Genomic DNA, 16637 nt, shown 5'->3' on the forward strand with positions numbered 1-16637 from the left:
AAGTTAAAAAACAAAATAAGGGATTTAGTAATGACTGAAGTTGCACTTTCGGCCTATTTGGCTTTTTACCTCTATTTAATTATGTTGCTTGTACAGTGGGCTGTGGCTACGTTTAGCAAAGCTAAAGAGCCAAATGCTGTACCAGGTAAAATTGACGAGGATTTATCGCACGATAGCTTTATATTTAGAGCGCATCGTACGTTTCATAATACGCTTGAAAACAGCGCATTATTTATAGGTACGGTGTTATTTGCGTTTGTAATTAATTATCAAAGCCCGATTTTTGCTATGTGTATTTGGGTGTACTTAATTGCGCGTTTAATTCACATGGCGCTGTACTACGCTATAGCAACAGAGAAAAACCCAAGCCCGCGTAGTTACTTTTTTTTAATTGGTGTGCTTGCTAATGTGGTTATGCTGATAATGATAGGGTTAAGACTAATCTTTTAATTTATAAAAAAGTTATAAACTCTATTTATAACTTTAAACAAAAAAGCGAAGAGCCTTTAAGGCATCTTCGCTTTTTTGTTTAGGTAGCAGCAGAATATAAACCACGTCTACAGTAAGGTAATATTAATGGCTAATCGACGCCTATAAACCCACCTGTTTGGTGTGTCCACAGGGCTGCGTAAATCCCGCCCTTAGCGATTAGTTCTTCATGAGTGCCTTGCTCAACTACGCCGCCGTCATCAAGTACAATTAATCTATCCATTTGTGCAATGGTTGAGAGCCTATGCGCTATGGCGATTACTGTTTTGCCTGTCATTAAATCATCAAGGCTTGCCTGAATTGCCGCTTCTACTTCAGAGTCGAGTGCGCTGGTGGCTTCGTCGAGTATAAGTATGGGTGCATTTTTAAGTAGCACACGTGCAATAGCAATACGTTGGCGCTGACCGCCCGAAAGAGTAACACCGCGTTCGCCCACTTGTGCATCAAAACCTTTGTTACCTTTGCTATCTACCAAGTCGTTTATAAACTCAAGCGCCTTAGCTTGTTTGGTCGCGTTAATCATCTCAGCTTGCGTTGCATCGGGGCGACCGTACAAAATGTTGTCTTTTACTGAGCGATGAAGCAGGGAAGTGTCTTGCGTAACCATCGCTATGTAGCGGCGTAGACTTTCTTGGCTTACGTCTGTGATGTTTTGCCCATCAATTTTTATTGTTCCTGAGTCAGTATCGTAAAAACGCAGTAACAAGTTAACAAGTGTTGATTTACCAGCGCCAGAGCGACCGACTAAGCCAATTTTTTCGCCAGGTTTAATGTTTAAGTTTAAACCATTCATTACTGGGCTGCGATTAGTCTCGTTTGCAGCTTTGCCGTAGTTAAAATGTACATTGTTAAACTCAATGGCACCTTGGCTTACGTTAAGTGTATCGGCATTTGGTTTATCGGCAACTTCAATAGGGTTAGACAGTGTTTTCATGCCATCGGCTACGGTGCCAATGTTTTCGAACAAGCTGCTTATTTCCCACATGATCCACTGCGCCATACCGTTTAATCTAAGCGCTAGACTAACAGCAACTGCAATGGCACCTGCGCTAATTGCACTAAGCGACCATAAATAAAGTGATACAGCGGTAACTGAAAATACTAATAAATAATTTAAGCTTTGAATAACAAAGTTTAGGCTGGTTACCAAGCGCATTTGTTTGTACACAGGCTGTAAAAATACATCCATGCTTTGTTTTGCGTATTGCTCTTCACGCTGGGTATACGAAAACAATTTAATAGTAGAAATATTTGTATAGCTATCAACAATTCGACCGGTCATTTCTGAGCGCGCATCAGCTTGTGAGCTGGCAATTTTTTTAAGGCGAGGTACAAAATAAAGCTGTACGCAAATGTATAAAACTAACCAAACCAGTAAAGGGATCATTAAGCGCCAATCAGCTTCGGCAACTAAAAAGACCATTGAGCCAAAATAAACCACTATGTACATTAATACATCGAGTAGTTTGGTCACTGTTTCGCGAACGGCTAAAGAGGTTTGTAATACTTTGGTGGCTATTCTTCCTGCAAACTCATTTTGATAAAAGCTCACACTTTGGCGCAGTAAATAACGATGCGCTAACCAGCGAATCGACATAGGGTAATTGCCCAGTAATGCTTGGTGCAAAATAGCAGAATGAAAAAATACGACTACGGGCAATACCAGTAAGAGCATAACAGCCATTTTGATAAGTTCTGATTTTTGCTCTACAAACAAGGTTTCGGGTGTGTAGGCCGTTAACCAATCAACAAGTTGGCCCATGTAGCTAAATAAAGAAACCTCTAAAATAGCGAGCATGGCGGCGCTGATTGACATTAGCACCAACGACAGTTCCATTCCTTTGGTGTAGTGACGGCAAAAAGCAAATAAAGTCGAAGGCGGCTGAGTAGGTTGATCCTCAGGAAATGCTTTTGTCATTTTTTCAAATAATCGATACATTTTAAAAACTTAAATGGCAAATAATGGTGGCTATTATACCATTTAAGTATTTTTAAATGCAGGTTTGTAAGGTATTAATTGTGAATATGCTAGAGCGTTATTAATATAAACTTATGTATAAAAGAACACTTAAAAAAACTTCACTGACTTTATAGCATTGGGTTATTTAGGTTTGTACCTTTGCTCATGTATAAATCGTCATATCTGAGACCACCATTTCCGTAAGGCTTTTTAATTGGGCCTGTATTACAGTTAGCTAAAAAATATATAAGAGGTTGTTCGCGCTTCATTCTAAATTGTGCATTTTTATACACCAGTGTTTGCTTGCTAAATTCACCCCCTTTTACGTAAACATCATATTGCTGACCTTGCTCTGAGGCTGCTGCGTTATTAACAACATACCATACGTCGTACCAGGTATTTGTTTGCAGAGGTTTAGCTGACTGTTTGGTAGTGTAGTTTTGAATGTTGCTATATCCGCCGTCGGTTTTAACCATTAAAGCGCCATCGTTTACAAGCCCGTTTGATTCTGTTTTATCGGTTACGCGAAGTGTTGGCTCAAACGCATCGTACGCATGTTTATTAATTAGCTCTGGCGTGAGGTTGCTTAATCCAAAAGCATGATTATTAGGAAACGCAGCGACGTTTATACGTATATAAAATGTGTAGGTGTCGCCAACTTCCACCGCTTGTGGAAGTTTTGTATAAGAAAGTGCTTTACGATTTCCTACAATGCCCTCAGCCGCAGGCTTTTTTAGTAAATAATGATTTGTTGATGCAGATGCTTGTTCTGGTTGTATAACTGTTATTTGTGGGTTTTTAACCTGTGGCTTAGTTTCATTTTGCGTATCGACACTTTGCCACTTGCTAAGTGAATTTTCAAAGTCATCAATAAGTAGCCAATCGCTTGACGTGTTTTTAGAAATGGTTGAACACGACGCTAACGCGCTTAACAAACATAAAAGTGACATGTGTTTAAAATGCATAATTGGCTCTCAGTAAGTTTAGGTTTTTTTGGTTAACCAATTATTGTTTTGGCTATAACTTTAAAGTAAAGGTTATGTAACCAATTTAATGTTTTTATGTCAATCATTAAAAAATAGGTAATGGCGTGGGAACTGCGAAGATACAAAAATTATTATTCCATTCAAAAAATTAACCAGTAAACTTATCCATTAAATCAACTCAGCAAATTTCAGCTGAGTTTAAAATAATTTAATAGTTAGGATGTTATATGTATACGGGTTCGTGTTTGTGCGGTGAGGTAAGCGTTGAAGTGTCGGGCAGTATAACCAGCATTATTCATTGTCATTGTTCACTGTGCAGAAAAAACAGCGGGACTGCATTTGCAACTAATGGCTTTGTAAATACAGATGACTTCACAATAACTAAAGGGCAGGCACTACTTAGCGAGTATAGTTTTAAAGTAGGGCGTACTCGTTACTTTTGTAAATGTTGTGGCTCGCCGGTTTATAGTCGCAATAATGATGACAAAAGTAGAATACGAATTCGTTTAGGAATATTTGATAGCGATATTACTGAGCAGGTTTTATCGCATAATTTTGTTACGTCTAAAGCTAACTGGGAGAAGTTAGAAACAAGCTTACCGTGCTATGAAAAACATGAACCTGGACGGTAACGCGTTTTACTCAATGTGGTAAATGCTGTTAATACTTTTATAAAGGTTTGGTGCAAAATTTATAAAAACAGGTGAGTTTTGTATTTCATCAACGTTTATGTGCATTAATGTTTGCTGGCTTAGTATGATCACTATATTTTTGTATTCGTTAAACTCTATTATCCCTAAGCACTTAAAATGTTGCCTTAAAAGTACTAAAAGCATTTGCAGCTCTTGGCCAGTTTGTGGGTTTAAATTAATGATTACTTGCGTATTTTGCTCACTGCAGCGATTTATATTTTGCCAAAAGCTATCGCTGGTTAAAAAAGACTGGTGATATTCACCACTAAAAATATCGATAGTGATTACGTTAAAGTGATCAGAGCATTGGGTAATATATTGCTCGGCGCATTGTAAATAGGTGCTGTGCTTAATTGGTAACTTAAAGTGCTGGGCAGCAATTAAGGCAATGCTTGGGTTTATTTCTACCGTGTTAAATGTATTGATGGTGTTTATGTAAGGCGTATTACTTTGTAAGTGATACATAATTCGCTCAAACCCTGCAGTGCCCAAGCCTAAATTTAATATATTTAGTGTATCTACCGGTTTAAGTAAAAATAACATCATACACTGGTTTACCGGTACTATTACTTGCTCTGGGTGTATAAGGTTCATAACGCCCTGAATTGTAATGTCTTCATTGGTTTTTTGTGCAAGCGTTAACCAACGATATTCTTTATTTTGATACACGCATACGGGGCCGTATGCACTTTGCTGCGACTCAATAAGGTTACTTTTAATTGTATCTTCTTTTAGCTGACGCATAACTTAAACTATTAATGTATACACAATGACAGTGTGCCACGAAAAACACATTTTTAAATAGATTATTGTGTAACAAGGTTTGTAATTTAACCTCTAAATATAATATTGTATTAGCTATTAATTAGTTAGACGTTATTCAAGGATTGAAAATGAGAACATTTATTTGCGCTGTTCATTTTGTGTGTGCTCAGTGGATGAAAAAATTAGACTCAAGAAATAAAAATACAGCCATCAATGCTGCAGCATTGTTAGCCATGATATCTACTGTATATAGTTTTCTTTTAGCTATGACGTTTGACATTCACTACTTAGATAAAATAATCAGTACCTTTAAGCAAAACCCTTTACTTATTGGTGCTCTATTTTACGCAATAGTAATTGGAATTGTGTTTTTAATTTTGGGTGATTTTAACGGTTATAGAAGTAGAGTTAGATCTTGTATAAATAAAGGGAGCTTTAAAAAATATATTTTAGGAATAAAGCTGTGGATGTTTGGGTTAATTCCTATGACCGGTATTATGTTGATTGTACGACTCAATTAACTCTCTAAGTATTACTATAACTGCGCTTTAGCGTGCTCCTTTCTACATCTACCTCAAATGTATTGCCATAAAATCTTAGTTAAGTAATGGTTACACTATAATAATTAGGAGCTAATAGATGCTTAAAACACCTTTGAAAGTCACAACAACGTTACTCAAATTTACTGCAATTGCAGGCGCTTGCACACTTGCATTATCAGCACATGGTGAAACGCAATTACAATATACCGACCAACAAAAGTTACACGATATAGCAAGTGAAGTGTCGGCTACCCGTATCGGTAGTGACATTCAAACGCTAGTTGATTTTGGTACTCGCCATACGCTTTCAGATACTAAATCGGATACGCGAGGTATTGGTGCGGCTAGGCGTTGGATAAAAAAAGAATTTGAAAAAATATCTGTGCAGTGTGGTGGTTGTCTGGAAATTATTGAAGTAAAGGACACTATATCGGGCGAAAAACGCATTCCTAATCCTGTTGAAGTGGTTAACATAGTGGCTATTCAACGTGGGTCGAGCGAGCCGAATCGCATGGTAATGATGTCGGGTGATATAGATTCACGTGTAAGTGATGTTATGGACTTTACGAGTGATTCACCGGGTGCTAACGATAACGCATCGGGCGTTGCAGGAGTAATAGAAGCAGCTCGTGTTTTAAGTAAATACAAATTTAATGGTTCGGTAGTTTACGCGGCGCTTTCGGGCGAAGAGCAAGGTTTGTTTGGCGGTAAAATATTAACGGCTTATGCACAAAAGCATAACTGGCAAGTTCATGGCGTTTTAAACAACGATATGATTGGCAATATTACCGGTATTAATGGGGTAACTAATAACACGACTGCACGTATATTTTCAGAAGGTACCCGTGTTGTAGAAACAAAAGAGCAAGCTAATACTCGGCGCTTTACAGGTGGTGAAGTCGATTCTGCGAGTCGTAATTTAGCTCGCTACATAGATACTATTGCTGACAGATACATTCCTAATTTAGATACAATGCTTGTATATCGATTAGATAGATTTGGCCGTGGTGGGCATCATCGTCCATTTAATGATGCAGGTTTTGCAGCGGTGCGTATTATGGAAACTAACGAGCACTACGATCGTCAGCATCAAGATTTACGCACTGAAAATGGTGTTGAGTATGGCGATACCATTGAAGGTGTTGATTTTGATTATACGGCTAAGTTAACTTCACTTAATGCGGTAACGATGGCGTCTATGGCGTGGGCACCCGCACCGCCAAAAGAAGTTAAAATAAAGGGCGCTGTTACAGCTGATACGTCGTTTTCTTGGCAAGAAAGCAGTGATGAAAATATTGCTGGCTATAAAATTTATTGGCGTTACACGAGCGAGCCGCAATGGCAGTTTAGTAAATACGTTGGTAAGGTTTCACAGTACACACTTAAAAACGTAGTGATTGATAATTATTACTTTGGTGTAGCCTCTGTTAGTAAAGACGGTATTGAGTCTCCAGTAGTTTTTCCGGGCGATGTAGGTTCGTTTGATCACAATATAAAATAGCAATTTGGCTAAAAACACAGCAAACAGAAGGCTTTAAAGTGCAAATGGCCGTTTTATACTTGCACCTTATTTACTAAGCCCTTAGAGTGTAAAAAAAGAAGTAAAAGGTTACTAAACATGGAACAACAAGAAAAAAAATCGTTAACAGCACAAGAGCAAGCCTTAGCAGATCAACAACGTGTTGTATGGCAACGCGAGTGTTTTCAAGCAGCACAAAAATATTTAGCCGAAAAAGGCATTATGCCAAAATCAGTAGTTGATAAAGACAGCCGATTTTTAGCACCACTTTGTGCAATGTGGAAATTTAAAGCCCAAAACGGTAAAACATATTGGGTAGTAACAGGGCGCTTACCTACAGATCATGCTGAAGTAAGTGCAGCTACAGATGCTCGCGATGCAATGCGTTATTTTTCTTTGCAGTGGCAATTAAAAGCGGATCAAATTATGAGTACAGGCGCGCGTGATAAAACGCAGGTAGATTTTGCTAACTTACTTATAAATAGAGCACATGGCTTGTACGAAATGTATGATAATGAACCACTATGGGCAAATGAACCAAAGTAACTACAGTTTGGGTTAAGTAAAAAAGTAGAGGGTGATAGCTTATTTATTGCCCTTTTCTTTATCTAATGGACAAGTGTGAAGGGAGTTGTATTAAACGCTGAAACAGGGCATTGCATACGTTGCCTAGGAATTCCCGCCTCCATAAAAACATTTCCTTGCTGAATAAAGCCATTTCGCTTAAAACGCTCTACCTCATTTAAAATACAATTAATGCTTACTTCTTCTATACCTTGGTTGGAAGCTAATTCAACAATAAAGTTGAGAAGCGATTTATATACTTTGCGATTACGGTGCTCGGGTAATACCGCTATTCTGCCTATTAAGCCATCTGTACACAGCCGACCTGTTGCAATAGGGCAGTTTGCATCGTCTGTAACAAGTACATGTAATGCAATTTTATCTAGGCTATCAAATTCGATGTGCTTGGGGATATGTAACTCGTAAACAAAAACTCGCTCTCGAATTTTTTGTAGCATATCTTTTTTTATATCCCATTCAACCTTATCAACCAGATAGCCCATTGCAAACTCCTATTGATAGCCAATTAAAATGAGTAAGCAATCACAGCAAAATTATTTAAGCCAATATCAGGTGAAAATTAAAATTTTTAACTAACCTGTATACATAATATTTTACGCTGCAAAATGCTCACCATTATTAATAAAATTGGTATTATTACTCTTAGTCTATATTAAACCAAAGCCCCTCATTAACAAGTGTAGTAAAAGTTTGAGTAAAAACTAAACTTGGGTTTGTTAAATTTAATGCTGAACTTTCAAATTCAGTATTATCGGTAAGTAGTTTTACCGCCGCTAAGTCAGTTAATGGCATAGCGTAATTTTCACCGTTTACACTTAATAACACTTCGGTATCGAGTTGCTGATAAATAGCACGCGTGCCACCTAAACGCTCAAACACAGTTTCTTCATCACTTAAATCATCGCTTATTTGCTCAGGTGTAAATGGAGGTTCTACTGGTGCTAAATCCATTTCATGTTTGGGCTGACTAAGCGTTGAGCCTAACCATTGTTTAAATAAATCGTCATTTTCTAAAAGTGCCGCCATCAGTGTTTTAACTTTATCAACTTCAAGGTTTGTAAGTTCACCTTTTGATTTTCTTAGTGTGATGTTGTGATCGGTATAACGTTTTTGTCCGCTTTCGGTATCAATAATATGATCGGCAAAGCTCGACAATAAATCTTGTTGATTTGGCGCTCTAAAACCAACTGAATAATTTAGTGCGTTTTCTACAGCGTAACCTTCGTGAGGGCACCCAGGTGGAATATACAAAATATCGCCTGGTTCTAATATGCAATCAATTACGGCTTCAAAAGGTTCAACTTGCAGTAACTTTTTGTTTTGAGCAAACTGCTTAAGTGTTGGGTCGGGTAAGCCTACACGCCAATGACGTTTACCTTCGCCTTGAATAATAAATACGTCGTATTGGTCTAAATGTGGACCAACACCACCATTAGGCGTTGAATAGCTGATCATTAAATCATCTATGCGCCAGTTGGGAATAAACCTAAATGGTTCTAGCAGTTGTGCAGCATCGCTATGCCAGTGATCAACTGCTTGCACGAGTAAAGTGGAGTGATCGTCGGTTAACTGCTCAAAGTCTTCAAATGGACCTTGGTGCGTTTGCCAATCATTTTTATGATTGGTGATAATACGCGACTCTATGCTTTCTTCCATTGCTAGGCCGGCAAGTTCATTAGCATCAAGCGGGTCTTGAAAATTAGCAAAACCTTGTTTGATTAAAAGCGGCTTTTTTTGCCAAAAATGGCTTAAAAACTCTTGCTCAGACAAATTATTTATTTTTAATTGATACATACATTATGCCTACTAGTTAGTGCAATGGGGTTAAAACAAAAAAAGCGAAAGGATGATCCTTTCGCTTTTTAAAAGAGCAATTTAGTTTTTAAACTAAATCATCAATAAACTCAACAGCACGACCAATGTAATTAGCAGGTGTTAGTTTTTTCATTTCTACTTTAGCGTGCTCAGGAAGGTCTAAACCATCGATGAAGTCAGCCATTATTTCTTGATTTACACGTTTGCCGCGTGTTAAATCTTTAAGTTTTTCGTATGGCTTTTCAATACCATATTTACGCATAACCGTTTGAATCGGCTCGGCTAGTAATTCCCAGTTTTGATCAAGCTCGTCAGCTAAACGTTGCTCGTTAACTTCAAGCTTACTTACACCTTTAAGTGTTGATTGGTATGCAATAATTGCATAACCCATACCTACACCTAGGTTACGTAATACGGTTGAATCAGTAAGGTCACGCTGCCAGCGAGAAACGGGTAATTTTTGTGCAAGATGAGCAAAAATAGCGTTTGCTAAACCTAAGTTACCTTCTGAGTTTTCAAAATCAATTGGGTTAACTTTATGTGGCATTGTTGATGAGCCAATTTCGCCTGCAATTGTTTTTTGCTTAAAGTGATTAAGGGCAATGTAACCCCACATGTCACGGTCAAAATCTAACAATATAGTGTTAAAACGTGCAATTGCGTCAAACAACTCTGCAATATAGTCATGCGGTTCAATTTGTGTAGTAAATGGGTTTAGTGTTAAGCCTAAACTTGATACAAATTTATCTGCATGTGTGTGCCAGTCGTAATCTGGGTATGCGCTAAGGTGTGCGTTGTAGTTACCTACAGCACCGTTAACTTTACCTAGCATCTCTACTTGTGCAATTTGCCCGCGTTGACGCTTTAAACGCATATATACGTTAGCAAACTCTTTACCCATAGTTGATGGTGTAGCTGGTTGTCCGTGCGTACGAGTCATCATTGGGATTGTTTTGTATTCAATTGCTTTAACTTTAATTGCGCTTAAAAGTTCATCGCAATAAGGAAGTAAAACATTTTTACGCGCTTCGCTTAGCATTAAACCATGAGATAGATTGTTAATATCTTCTGAAGTACAAGCAAAGTGAATAAATTCGTTTATTGCATGAAGCTCACTGTTATCGGCTACTTTTTCTTTTAGTAGGTATTCAACCGCTTTAACATCGTGATTTGTAGTGCGTTCTATATCTTTAACGCGTTGTGCATCAGCTTCACTGAAGTTATCTACAATGGCGTTTAGAAGTGCATTAGCTTCTTCGCTAAATGCAGGTACTTCTTTAATATCGCTTGCTGCAGCTAACGCTTGCAACCAACGCACTTCAACAATTACGCGGTATTTGATTAAGCCAAATTCGCTGAAAATACTGCGTAGTTCAGTGGTTTTGCTGCCGTAGCGACCATCCACTGGAGAGATAGCCGTTAACGCTGAAAGCTCCATAATAACTCCTAAATTTTAGTTTGAACGATAGTTAAATTTTTGTTTTAGCAATGGCGAGTATTTTTCTTTTTGCAAAGAAAAAGTGACGGCGTTTACCGCCCATTTGTCGCCATAATACTGCACTTCTAATGCCGGCGAGTAATAACGCACGGATTTTATTTTGAGTGAGCTGCTGTTTTAATAACTCGGGTTTACCATAAACCTGTATTCGGTGCCCAAGGGGGCTCAGCACCGACGAGTATATATCTGCTAAACCGGCAACAACGCTCTCATCGGTAATAGCAAAGTGGTCTAAACGACGATGAATATCATCAATTCGTTTACCTAATTCGTTTAAGCTTTTGTCGTTTGCACTTAGTGCTCGCTCAAGCTGCATTAAACCACCTACGTACTTTACAATTTCAACATCTTTTTGAGCGCCTGCGGTTAGCTGCGCCATTAATGTTTTGTAACCATCACGTAAGTTGTCAGTACCTTGGTAAACATCTTCTGGCGATGCCGGAGATGTTTGAATAATACTTGAAAGTAAGATTTCTAAATCATGTTCGTTATTGTTGCCGTACTGGGCAATTTTTTGAACTTGTTTAGCAGCCTGGCACATGGCGGCAAGCGCCATGACTTGGTGTTCATTCATTACTTAATCACCGAATCAATAATACCGCCACCTAAACAGATATCTTCTGCGTAAAATACGGCAGATTGACCAGGCGTCACTGCTTTTTGTGGCTCGTCGAACAATACGCGGGCCATGCCGTCTTCACCTACAAGTAGGGTACAGCTTAAGTCTTCTTGGCGGTAACGCGTTTTTACTGTGCAGCGAGTTGTGCCTTTAGGGCCAATACGGTCTACCCAGTGAAGTTGGTTTGCGTTAAGGCCGTTGCTGTATAGGCGAGGGTGATCTTTACCTTGGCCCACAATAAGTACATTTCGCTCAAGGTCTTTATCTACTACGTACCATGGTTCACCAGAACCTTCTTTCATACCACCAATTAACAAGCCTTTGCGTTGTCCAAGTGTGTGGTACATTAAGCCTTCGTGCTCACCTACGTTGTTACCGTCTGTGTCTTCGATAACGCCAGGTTGTGCTGGTAAGAACTTTTGTAAAAAGTCTTTAAATTTACGCTCACCAATAAAGCAGATACCTGTACTGTCTTTTTTATCGTGAGTGATTAGGTCTTGTTCTTCTGCTATGCGGCGTACTTCTGGTTTTTCGATATCGCCTACAGGGAATAACGTTTGGCCAATATGTTCATGGCTTAAAGTATATAAGAAGTAGCTTTGATCTTTATTGTTATCAAGTCCGCGACACATTACGTATTTGTCATCGCGAAGCTCACGGCGAACATAGTGACCCGTTGCAATAAAGTCAGCACCGAGTGCTTGAGCAGCAAATTCTAAAAAGGCTTTAAATTTAATTTCTTTGTTACACATTATATCTGGGTTAGGTGTACGACCTGCTTTGTACTCAGCTAAAAAGTACTCAAATACGTTGTCCCAGTATTCTGCTGCAAAGTTAACAGTGTGAAGCTCAATGCCTAACTTATCACACACTGCTTGTGCATCTTTTAAGTCATCAGCAGCAGCACAGTATTCATCATTGTCGTCTTCTTCCCAGTTCTTCATAAACAGGCCTTCTACTTGGTAGCCCTGTTGTTGTAATAAATATGCAGATACAGAAGAATCAACACCGCCGGACATGCCAACAATGACTTTAATGTGACTATTTTCGCTCATGAATAATTTCGCTTATACAGATTGCTGTTAACTTGGAAAGGCCGCGATTATAGCATGTATTTTGTTTGTGCTTAAAGAGACTAAGGGCGCAAAGAGGGGAATTAGTCAGTATTTTATTTATATAACAAATAGCAAACTAGACTTAAGCGCGTTATCAGGCTGTAACTTTAGTAATATTAAAGTGATCTTTACTAATAAATTAAGACTATAGAATAATTCATGTAGTTATTGAGTTTTATTAATAGTATTTTCTTTTAAAACTACTAGAGTAAATATACACTTAATAAAATAAAAATAGTGGTGAGTATATGAATGTAAACCACTTTAAGTCGCTTGATATATAGTTAATGGAATGAATATATGAATTACGCCTATCAAATAAACAAGATAAATTCTTTAGTTGAACACTACACAAACGAATCTGATTTTGTGGATAGTGAATTACTCTCCAGTAAAACGACAGAGTTTAAAAAGTCAGCCTATCACCTTTTTTATGAGTTAATAAAACTCAAAAACCCTCACATTTTCCAAGAACCAAATCATGTACATGAGTTATTTAGCTTAATTAAGGGCTCAACCGCTAAAAAGAACATTGAGCTAAAGGTGCTTGAGCGTGTAGAGCATTGGTGGCTTGAATGGTATTTTGCTTTAGAAATGGACGAAAAGCTTAGTATTGAAAAAAGTGATATGCCAATGAGTTACTTACCTCAAAGTACGCTCAACCCTATGCGCAAGCATGAGATAAGTCATTACGCTAGATTATTTACCGTTTTGCCAATGCCGGTATGTAATGTGTGTGCCAAAACGGGTGATATTTTAAAAGTTAATCAACGCTTTGTAGATGTTTTTGGTTATACGGTAGAGGATGTACCTAATCTTAAATCGTGGTGGGAAAAAGCGTATCCAGATCCGCAATATAGAGCACTTGTAAAAGATCTGTGGCAAGACTCACTTGAAAAGGCGCTAAATAATAATAACGATATACCCGCAAATAACTATCGAGTTTCTTGTCGTGATGGTTCACAAGTGATGATGGAAATTTCAGGAATTGATATAGGTGAAGAGTTTTTAGCTGTTTTTAATGATGCTACAGAGCGTTTAGAAGCAGAGGATATACTTAGGGATATGGCCTTTTTGGATGCATTAACCAAAATTGCAAATAGGCGTCGGTTTGATGAAAAACTAACGCATGAGTACGAACGAGCAAAAGAATGCGAAGGCATGCTATCGATGATTATTATCGATATTGACCATTTTAAACAATTTAATGACCGGTATGGGCATGTAGCGGGCGATACGTGTTTATATGATGTGGCTCAAACAATTGCTTCAACGGTTAGTCGCCCAGAAGATTTTGTTGCTCGCTATGGGGGAGAGGAATTTGTTGTTTTATTACCTCAAACCGATAGGCAAGGGGCGTTGTTTATAGCTGAGCAAATACAAAAAGCTGTAGAAAGCTTAGCTATTGCACACCAGGATAGCTTTACCGGATTTTTATCTATAAGTATGGGTATTAATACCATCAGTGACTATACAAATAGTGATGAAATCAGCTTTGTAAAAGCCGCTGATAACGCCCTGTATTATGCTAAAAAACAAGGGCGTAACTGTATAGCGCTAAGCTCAGAGTAAATAAAATAGAGTTAATTATTTTATTTAAGCTACTCCCCAATATAGCTAATTATAAATAGTTTCTAGGCTTAATACTGGTCGATTCAGGCTGTCGTTAATACACTTCAATACTAAAGGACTTCTAAGCGGTAGTGATTTTGTTTGCTCTAATGTGTACCAGTTAGCGCTGATAATGTCGGTATCTATTGGCGTTGGCGCTTTTATATTATCAGGCGCTTCAAATAAAAAGCAGAATCGTAAATAGTGCACTCCATTTTCGGCATGCAAATTATACACACCCAAAAAGCCGACTGGCTCAAGCGCTAAACCAGTTTCTTCAAGTAGTTCTCTGCTTGCAGCTTGTGCAAGCGTTTCGTTTTGCTCTAAATGACCCGCAGGTTGATTGTAACAAACCTGCTGTGTAAATTTATCGCGCTCTTTTACAAGTAAAAACTCATTTTGCTTTTTTACTATTGCCGCAACTGTTACATGCGGTTTATGCATCAACTACGCCCTTAATTACTTTGTATTCACCACAATTAATATCATCTAACGTATAGTTGCCAATACTGTAGCGAATAAGGCGAAGTGTAGGGTGGCCAATATGCGCGGTCATTCGACGAACCTGTCTGTTTTTACCTTCATTAATTGTAATACTTAGCCAAGTGGTAGGGATTGCTTTTCGCTCTCGTACAGGCGGATTACGCGTCCAAATTGTAGGTTCATCAATTATTTTAACGTTAGCGGGGAGTGTAAGCCCGTCTTTAAGTTCTACGCCATTGCATAAATCATTAATTGATTCACTTGTTGGTTCACCTTCAACTTGTGCCCAGTAGGTTTTATTCGTCTTTTTATCAGGTGCCGTTAGGGTATTTTGCAATTTTCCACAGTTTGTTAAAAGTAATAAACCTTCACTGTCTCTGTCTAATCTTCCTGCTGCGTAAACTTCTTTAATAGGTATAAACTCAGCGAGAGTTTTTCTGTCTGCGTCATCTGTAAATTGGCATAGCACATCAAATGGTTTATTGAATAACACAATTTTTCTGTCTTTAGATGCTATTTGCGGCTTTATTTCTCTTTTACCTGAAGGCGTTTTGTTAAGTGCACTGCGAGAATAAGTACGGCCTGTACTTCTTTTTGGCTTGGATTCAGTTACTTGATTATTGCCTGATTTAGATCTCATTATATGCACCTAGCTGGTTTTGGTAATCCGGCGATTTTTGTTGCTTGCTTAGCAGGGCCTTTAGGGAATAATTTATATAAATAAAGGCTGTTTCCTTTGTCTTCACCGAGTGCTTTAGCCATTGCTTTTACAAGCATCCGAATTGCTGGACTGGTGTTATATTCAATATAAAAATCACGAACAAAGTTAATGACTTCCCAGTGTTGAACGCTAAGGGTAATGTTTTCTTGGATAGCAATTACAGGTGCAAGCTCCTTTGACCACAAAGTATGGTCAAGCAAGTAGCCTTGTTTGTCGGTTTCAATCTGTTGGTTGTTAAATTCAAGCATGAGTTACCACGTAATTGATTGATTAGTTGATAAAGTGAGTGCTACAAAGTCTTCATAGCTAATGGCTTTATCGTTATCTGTTAATTTTATTGCACGTACTTGCGCGTCTTGTTCAAGTATTAACAGTGTATCTGCAAATTGCCTAAATTGTTTTTTTGCAAAGCAGGCATCACCAACAAGTAGCACGTTATCGTCTGATAAAATTAAGTTCTCTAGCTGATTTGCCGAATAATAGTTAAGCGGCTTAGAAAAAATATGTAATGTACTCATAAATTCACCACATGTTGCTGCGCTTTAATTAATGTTTGCTGTTGGCTAAAGTTAAGAGCTTTTGCCTCTATGAGTAGATCATGTTTATTTAAACCATAATCAAGCAATGATTTTTCACACACGAAAATGTTTTCAACATCATAAATTTCGAGTGTTTTAATATTTTTAAAAAAATCTTTTAATCCAATATTGTTTGGTTGTTGATGCTTTTTTAAAGCCAAAACGGCGGGGCCGCTAAACAACCAACTCACATTTTGGTCAACGGCAGCAAATATCAATGTCATATCAAGTGCATCACGAATATTTAAATCGTCAAATGGACTGCACTGACTCATTACTAATACGTTTATCATTTAAATTGCACCCATTTATCAGCGTCGCTTGCAAGCATTGCAAATTCAGCTAGCCCTGCGACTGCAAATACACCTGTGTTTTTAATATCTAACCCGCGTTTTTCAGCGGCGGTAACACACAGCATTAAATTTAGTTTTCGATCGGCGAGTTGCTGCCAAAGTGCTGAAATTTGAAGTTCGTCTGAGGATAAATCAAAGTGGGTAGATGCATGATAAATCCCTTGCTGGTATAAAAAAACAGCATCAATGGTGTGCCCTTGGGCTAAACATGCATTCGCAAACTTAACTAACCTTTGCGTTGTATCGTGATCGGATGGTGGTGTATGTAATGAAAGAACAAAACGTGACAAAACAATTCCAATAAAA

General features: G+C 38.1%; 20 protein-coding genes. 6 read left to right on the top strand and 14 right to left on the bottom strand.

Going from position 1 to position 16637, the window contains the following annotated elements; all coding sequences use genetic code 11:
* Window positions 1-30 precede the first annotated feature (30 nt).
* Window positions 31-450: an MAPEG family protein gene (locus QL995_RS13110; RefSeq protein ID WP_024589162.1), complete on the top strand. Its 420-nt coding sequence runs from the start codon at window positions 31-33 to the stop codon at window positions 448-450.
* A gap of 130 nt (window positions 451-580) precedes the next feature.
* Here QL995_RS13110 and QL995_RS13115 read toward each other — a convergent pair whose 3' ends face one another.
* Entirely contained in the window at window positions 581-2428 is a 1848-nt protein-coding gene (locus QL995_RS13115) for an ABC transporter ATP-binding protein (protein WP_101163795.1), read from the bottom strand.
* A gap of 149 nt (window positions 2429-2577) precedes the next feature.
* Window positions 2578-3414 (bottom strand): hypothetical protein, encoded by an 837-nt coding sequence (locus QL995_RS13120; RefSeq protein ID WP_282114601.1) that lies wholly within the window; start codon window positions 3412-3414, stop codon window positions 2578-2580.
* Window positions 3415-3662: 248 nt separating this feature from the next.
* On the opposite strand from QL995_RS13120, the gene QL995_RS13125 reads away from it, so the two are divergent.
* The gene (locus QL995_RS13125; protein ID WP_290294349.1) at window positions 3663-4067 is read left to right on the top strand and encodes a GFA family protein; all 405 of its coding nucleotides are present in this window, start codon (window positions 3663-3665) and stop codon (window positions 4065-4067) included.
* Between the two features lie 6 nt (window positions 4068-4073).
* On the opposite strand, the gene QL995_RS13130 is transcribed toward QL995_RS13125, so the two are convergent.
* Entirely contained in the window at window positions 4074-4871 is a 798-nt protein-coding gene (locus tag QL995_RS13130; protein ID WP_290294350.1) for a hypothetical protein, read from the bottom strand.
* Window positions 4872-5020: 149 nt separating this feature from the next.
* Between QL995_RS13130 and QL995_RS13135 the strand changes: the two genes are divergently transcribed.
* The 3 genes from QL995_RS13135 (at window position 5021) to QL995_RS13145 (ending at window position 7499) form a co-directional block, all read left to right on the top strand.
* The gene (locus QL995_RS13135; protein ID WP_024589167.1) at window positions 5021-5413 is read left to right on the top strand and encodes a hypothetical protein; all 393 of its coding nucleotides are present in this window, start codon (window positions 5021-5023) and stop codon (window positions 5411-5413) included.
* A 118-nt stretch (window positions 5414-5531) separates the two neighbouring features.
* A complete protein-coding gene (locus tag QL995_RS13140; protein ID WP_290294351.1) occupies window positions 5532-6935 on the top strand; it encodes a M28 family metallopeptidase in 1404 nt (467 codons plus the stop codon).
* 117 nt (window positions 6936-7052) lie between these two features.
* Window positions 7053-7499: a DUF4826 family protein gene (locus tag QL995_RS13145; protein WP_197173773.1), complete on the top strand. Its 447-nt coding sequence runs from the start codon at window positions 7053-7055 to the stop codon at window positions 7497-7499.
* Window positions 7500-7561: 62 nt separating this feature from the next.
* Here the strand turns inward: QL995_RS13145 and QL995_RS13150 are convergent, their stop codons facing one another.
* The 5 genes from QL995_RS13150 to mnmA form a co-directional block, all read right to left on the bottom strand.
* On the bottom strand, window positions 7562-8020 hold the full coding sequence (locus QL995_RS13150) for a GNAT family N-acetyltransferase (RefSeq protein ID WP_169060878.1): 459 nt from the start codon (window positions 8018-8020) through the stop codon (window positions 7562-7564).
* Between the two features lie 160 nt (window positions 8021-8180).
* A complete protein-coding gene (locus QL995_RS13155; RefSeq protein ID WP_169043730.1) occupies window positions 8181-9332 on the bottom strand; it encodes a cupin domain-containing protein in 1152 nt (383 codons plus the stop codon).
* Window positions 9333-9420: 88 nt separating this feature from the next.
* Window positions 9421-10791: an adenylosuccinate lyase gene (gene purB / locus QL995_RS13160; RefSeq protein ID WP_290294352.1), complete on the bottom strand. Its 1371-nt coding sequence runs from the start codon at window positions 10789-10791 to the stop codon at window positions 9421-9423.
* A gap of 31 nt (window positions 10792-10822) precedes the next feature.
* Entirely contained in the window at window positions 10823-11425 is a 603-nt protein-coding gene (hflD, locus tag QL995_RS13165; protein ID WP_024589171.1) for a high frequency lysogenization protein HflD, read from the bottom strand.
* On the bottom strand, window positions 11425-12525 hold the full coding sequence (gene mnmA, locus QL995_RS13170) for a tRNA 2-thiouridine(34) synthase MnmA (protein WP_007580201.1): 1101 nt from the start codon (window positions 12523-12525) through the stop codon (window positions 11425-11427). The genes hflD and mnmA overlap by 1 nt, the downstream gene beginning before the upstream one ends.
* Window positions 12526-12885: 360 nt before the next feature.
* On the opposite strand from mnmA, the gene QL995_RS13175 reads away from it, so the two are divergent.
* Window positions 12886-14157: a sensor domain-containing diguanylate cyclase gene (locus tag QL995_RS13175; RefSeq protein WP_169043728.1), complete on the top strand. Its 1272-nt coding sequence runs from the start codon at window positions 12886-12888 to the stop codon at window positions 14155-14157.
* A 45-nt stretch (window positions 14158-14202) separates the two neighbouring features.
* On the opposite strand, the gene QL995_RS13180 is transcribed toward QL995_RS13175, so the two are convergent.
* From QL995_RS13180 to tusD, 6 genes are read right to left on the bottom strand one after another with little or no spacing between them, the layout of a single operon-like run.
* On the bottom strand, window positions 14203-14640 hold the full coding sequence (locus QL995_RS13180) for an NUDIX domain-containing protein (protein ID WP_007580203.1): 438 nt from the start codon (window positions 14638-14640) through the stop codon (window positions 14203-14205).
* The gene (locus tag QL995_RS13185; RefSeq protein ID WP_007580204.1) at window positions 14633-15319 is read right to left on the bottom strand and encodes a pseudouridine synthase; all 687 of its coding nucleotides are present in this window, start codon (window positions 15317-15319) and stop codon (window positions 14633-14635) included. The genes QL995_RS13180 and QL995_RS13185 overlap by 8 nt, the downstream gene beginning before the upstream one ends.
* The gene (locus QL995_RS13190; protein ID WP_007580207.1) at window positions 15319-15648 is read right to left on the bottom strand and encodes a TusE/DsrC/DsvC family sulfur relay protein; all 330 of its coding nucleotides are present in this window, start codon (window positions 15646-15648) and stop codon (window positions 15319-15321) included. Before QL995_RS13190 ends, QL995_RS13185 begins: the two co-directional genes overlap by 1 nt.
* A 3-nt stretch (window positions 15649-15651) precedes the next feature.
* A complete protein-coding gene (locus QL995_RS13195) occupies window positions 15652-15918 on the bottom strand; it encodes a DsrH/TusB family sulfur metabolism protein (RefSeq protein ID WP_007580209.1) in 267 nt (88 codons plus the stop codon).
* Entirely contained in the window at window positions 15915-16271 is a 357-nt protein-coding gene (gene tusC / locus QL995_RS13200; protein WP_002962696.1) for a sulfurtransferase complex subunit TusC, read from the bottom strand. Before tusC ends, QL995_RS13195 begins: the two co-directional genes overlap by 4 nt.
* Complete coding sequence (tusD, locus tag QL995_RS13205) at window positions 16268-16621, bottom strand: sulfurtransferase complex subunit TusD (RefSeq protein WP_165735216.1); 354 nt, start codon at window positions 16619-16621, stop codon at window positions 16268-16270. The genes tusC and tusD overlap by 4 nt, the downstream gene beginning before the upstream one ends.
* Between the last annotated feature and the right edge of the window lie 16 nt (window positions 16622-16637).

The organism is Pseudoalteromonas sp. APC 3358 (assembly GCF_030408075.1).
Lineage (GTDB): Bacteria > Pseudomonadota > Gammaproteobacteria > Enterobacterales > Alteromonadaceae > Pseudoalteromonas > Pseudoalteromonas arctica.